We start from the raw sequence: 3,548 nt of genomic DNA, 5'->3' as shown, positions 1-3,548 counted from the left end.
CGCCTGATCAAAAGCTGTCAGTTCACGTCAAGTTGCCGCAGGTCGCGGTACTCGCGGCGGATTCGCGAAGGACGACGGGCCGCGCCCGTACGGCTTGCGGGCGCGTATGGGTGGCCCCGGCGGGTGACTTACGTGGATGTTCTTGGTTGATACGGCGGCGGGTGTTGGTGTCGGCTCCCCAGACTTGGAAGGGGGAGCCGATGTCGTTGCGGGTGCGGGATCCGGAGCCGGTTCCGTTGGAGACGGTGCGGGTAGCGCGGGCGGCGCCGTTGCCGAAAGGCAGTCCGGCGATCCGGATCCGGGACGAGCGGGGAAGTTCAGCGACGGCCAGTTCGCGGATCTGGTCCCGGCGCGAGGGCGGCTGCCGGGTCGCCGGGTCGCCGGGTCGTCCGGCGCTTGTGCTGGTACCGCTGGTCCGCGTGCGCGGCCGCCTGAGGGGCGCACGACAGGGGCATGTGACGGGGGCATGTGACGGTGCGGGGGCGCGTTCAGGGCGCCCAAAGCCCTGACATGCCTCCGTGCGCCCCCTGATCCTGGTTGTTGCCGGTTGCGCGGCCACGTTGTCTGAACGGTATGGGCATGGATCTCCGCATTCCTCCGCTCTGGTGTCCGCTCGAATTGCACGTCGGGGACGGCGCGGAGGAGTACCAGGAGCGCTCGTACGCCTGGCTGGCACGGCACCGCCTGGACGAACGGTCGCTTCTGCGGGCCGCGGCCACCGACACCGGATTCCTGGCGTGCACCTGGGCGCCGCAAGGCACTCGGGAAGGAGTACAGCTCCTCTCCGACTGGCTCATATGGGCGCTGCTGTTCGACGATTACTACTGCGATTCCGGACGCCTCGCCGACCAGCCGGCGCCGTTCAACACCCTGATCGCGCAGATGATGGCGCGGGCGCTGTATCCCGAGCTCGGCGGCACCGGCGATCCGGCCTTCGACGCCTTCGCCTCCGCGCTCGCCGACCTCGTCGCGAGAATCCGCTCCCAGGCCGACCCCCAAGTCGCGCACCTGTGCTCCGCCGCCCACTACCAGTGGGCCGTCGGTGCCATGTGCGGGGTCGGCGATCGGGCCGCGGGAACCCTGCGGTCGGCGGCGCAGCACCTGCTCATCCGGCCTTCGGACGGAGCCGCCGAACTCTCCGCCCTCATGATCGAGGTGGCGGAGGGGACGGCGCTCTCCGCCCGGGAACGCGTCACCCCGCAGGTCCGTGCGTTCGGCCAGGCCGCCGGCATCCTGCTGACCGTCCCCACGGACCTGGCGTCCTACCGGCACGAGGAGCACCAGGGCTGTCTGGAGTCGAACCTGGTCCGGATCCTGGGCGTCGAACTCGACTGCCCGCCGCAAGTCGCGGTCGACCGGACGTGCGCCGTGCTGGAGAACACGATGGAGTTCTTCGTCGCGATGCGGGAGAGGCTGCTGGCGAGCGGCAGGTCGGACCTTCGGCGGTACGCGGACCAACTCGCCAACATGGTCCGCGGAACGTACGAATGGCAGCGCTTTCTCCCGCGCTACACCACGGTGCTGGATGTCCCCGCCGAGAGCCGCTCCCTTTCTGTGCCGAGGCCGGAGAAGGGCATTCACGAGATCGTCGACCGGCGAACCCGAAGTGACCACCCTGAAGCGGCGGTTCCCCTCATCTCCTGGTGGTGGGACCTGCTGTGACGCCAGTCGGCACGAGCTGGAGAGACAGGCCATGACTGCCATGCTGCCCAGGACCACGAAGTGGCCGCGTTCCGGGCCGCTTGCGCCGTCGTTTCGCGCGCCGTCTACACGCACACGTTCGAGCCCGGGGCATGCAAGGGCTGCCGACCCGGGGCATCCGTCGCCTCGAACGGTCTGTCGGCACGCTCAGGGCCGCCGCTCGATTGCGCGATCAGGCTTCCGCCCCATCCGATGACAACCTCCTCTCCGTCCTCGTCGTCGGAGGCGACACGGCCGACAATTCCCTCACGGAAACCGGTGGGCGCGCGGAGGTGCTTCGGCCGGTCCGCCGCCTACTGCTGCCGGCCAAGCCAGAGGTCGGGGCCGAAGACTTCGTAGTGGATGGCGTCGGCGGGGATGCCGCGGCGGAGGAGGGCGCCGCGTACTGTGCGCATGAACGGTAGTGGGCCGCAGAGGAATGCGGTTGTGCTGTCGGCGAGTTCGAGTGCGTCGAGGTCGACCTGCCCGACGTGTGCGCCCGGTTCGCCGGGTTCCTCGTACCAGATGTGCAGCGTTGCGTCGGGGCACGCGGCGACGAGGTCGTGCTGCTCGGTGCGGTGTGCGTGGTCCGCGGCCCGGCGGTCGGCGTGCACGACCGTGACGGGGCGGGAGGAACCGGTGGTGGCCAGGTGGTCGAGAATGGCCAGCATCGGAGTGATGCCGATGCCTGCGGAGGCCAGTAGTAGAGGGCCGTCGCCGTCCGAAAGGACGAGGTCGCCGAAGGGCGTGGACACGGTGAGCACGTCGCCGGTCCGGGCGTGCGCGTGGAGCCAGGAGGACACCTCGCCGTCCGGTCCCGCGGCGCCGCGGACGCGCTTGACGGTGATGCGCCACTGCGAGCCGCCGGGGGCGGCGGACAGGCTGTACTGGCGGATCTGCCGGGCGCCGTCGGGGAGTTCGACCTGCACACTGACGTACTGGCCGGCCTTGAACACCGGTGCGGTGCCGCCGTCGGCGGGGCGCAGGGTGAAGGAGACCGCGTCCGGGGTCTCCTCGTGGCGTGCGGTGATCTCCATGCACTGCCAGACGTCGCCTTCGCTGCGCCCGGCTCCGCGGTAGAGCCGCGCCTCGACGGCGATCAGGGCGTTGGCCATGAGCCAGTAGACCTCGTCCCAGGCCGCGGCAACCTCGGGTGTGACGGCGTCGCCGAGGACGTCGGCGATGGCCGCGAAGAGGTGCTTGTGGACGATCTTGTACTGCTCGGACGTGACGCCCAGAGCGGCGTGCTTGTGGGCGATGCGGGCCAGCATCTGGTCGGGCCGGGCGTCGGGCCGCTCGACGAGCAGGGTCGCGAACGCCGCGATGGAGCCCGCCAGGGCCTGCTGCTGCTCGCCGTTGGCCTGGTTGCCGCGGTTGAACACGTCGCGCAGGAGCTCGGGGTGGGCGGCGAACATCCCGGCGTAGAAGCGTGTGGTGATCTCGTCGAGGGCCGCGCCGACCGCGGGCAGAGTGGCGCGGACGACCGGTATGGACTGTTCTGACAGCACGGTGACTCCTTAATTGGTAGATGATCTTCGTATTAAGAGCGTGCGCTGACCCCGCCGGTGCGGCGCATCGGTCTCGGTAGGTCTTCGGGTCGGTGTACAGGTCAGTTTCGGGAGCGGCCGGTCAGCCCGATCAGTACCGGTCCCGTGGGTGAGGCGACCAGGTCGCCGACGGTCAGCGCGTCGAGTGACGCGTAGAACGCCTCCTGTGCGTCGCGCAGCGCCCGCCGCAGCCGGCACGCGCCGCGCAGCGGGCACGGCGGGTCGCCGTCGCAGGCGACGACCTCGTCCTCGCCCTCCAGTTCCCGGACCAGCCAGCCGACGGTGGCCGCCCGGCCCAGGCCGGTGAGCTCCAGCCCGCCG

The 3,548-nt window shown here is 70.3% G+C and carries 3 protein-coding genes; 1 reads left to right on the top strand and 2 read right to left on the bottom strand.

Features of this window, described 5'->3' with window-relative positions:
* Positions 1-579 precede the first annotated feature (579 nt).
* Entirely contained in the window at positions 580-1,662 is a 1,083-nt protein-coding gene (locus ACRX5S_RS37165; protein WP_436777661.1) for a terpene synthase family protein, read from the top strand.
* 332 nt (positions 1,663-1,994) lie between these two features.
* Here ACRX5S_RS37165 and ACRX5S_RS37160 read toward each other — a convergent pair whose 3' ends face one another.
* The gene (locus ACRX5S_RS37160; protein WP_436777660.1) at positions 1,995-3,188 is read right to left on the bottom strand and encodes a globin domain-containing protein; all 1,194 of its coding nucleotides are present in this window, start codon (positions 3,186-3,188) and stop codon (positions 1,995-1,997) included.
* 101 nt (positions 3,189-3,289) lie between these two features.
* Positions 3,290-3,548: Rrf2 family transcriptional regulator (locus ACRX5S_RS37155; RefSeq protein ID WP_436777659.1), on the bottom strand; the 259-nt coding region annotated here is incomplete at its 5' end.

The organism is Yinghuangia sp. YIM S09857 (assembly GCF_051388915.1).
GTDB lineage: Bacteria > Actinomycetota > Actinomycetes > Streptomycetales > Streptomycetaceae > Yinghuangia.
The sequence above is the reverse complement of the archived record's forward strand: the minus strand, read 5'-3'. Positions and strand labels throughout refer to the sequence as shown.

What these genes read in the sequence shown, in the direction of transcription:
- ACRX5S_RS37165 (WP_436777661.1), top strand. Translation starts at nt 580, where the DNA reads ATGGATCTCCGCATTCCTCCGCTCTGGTGTCCGCTCGAATTGCACGTC.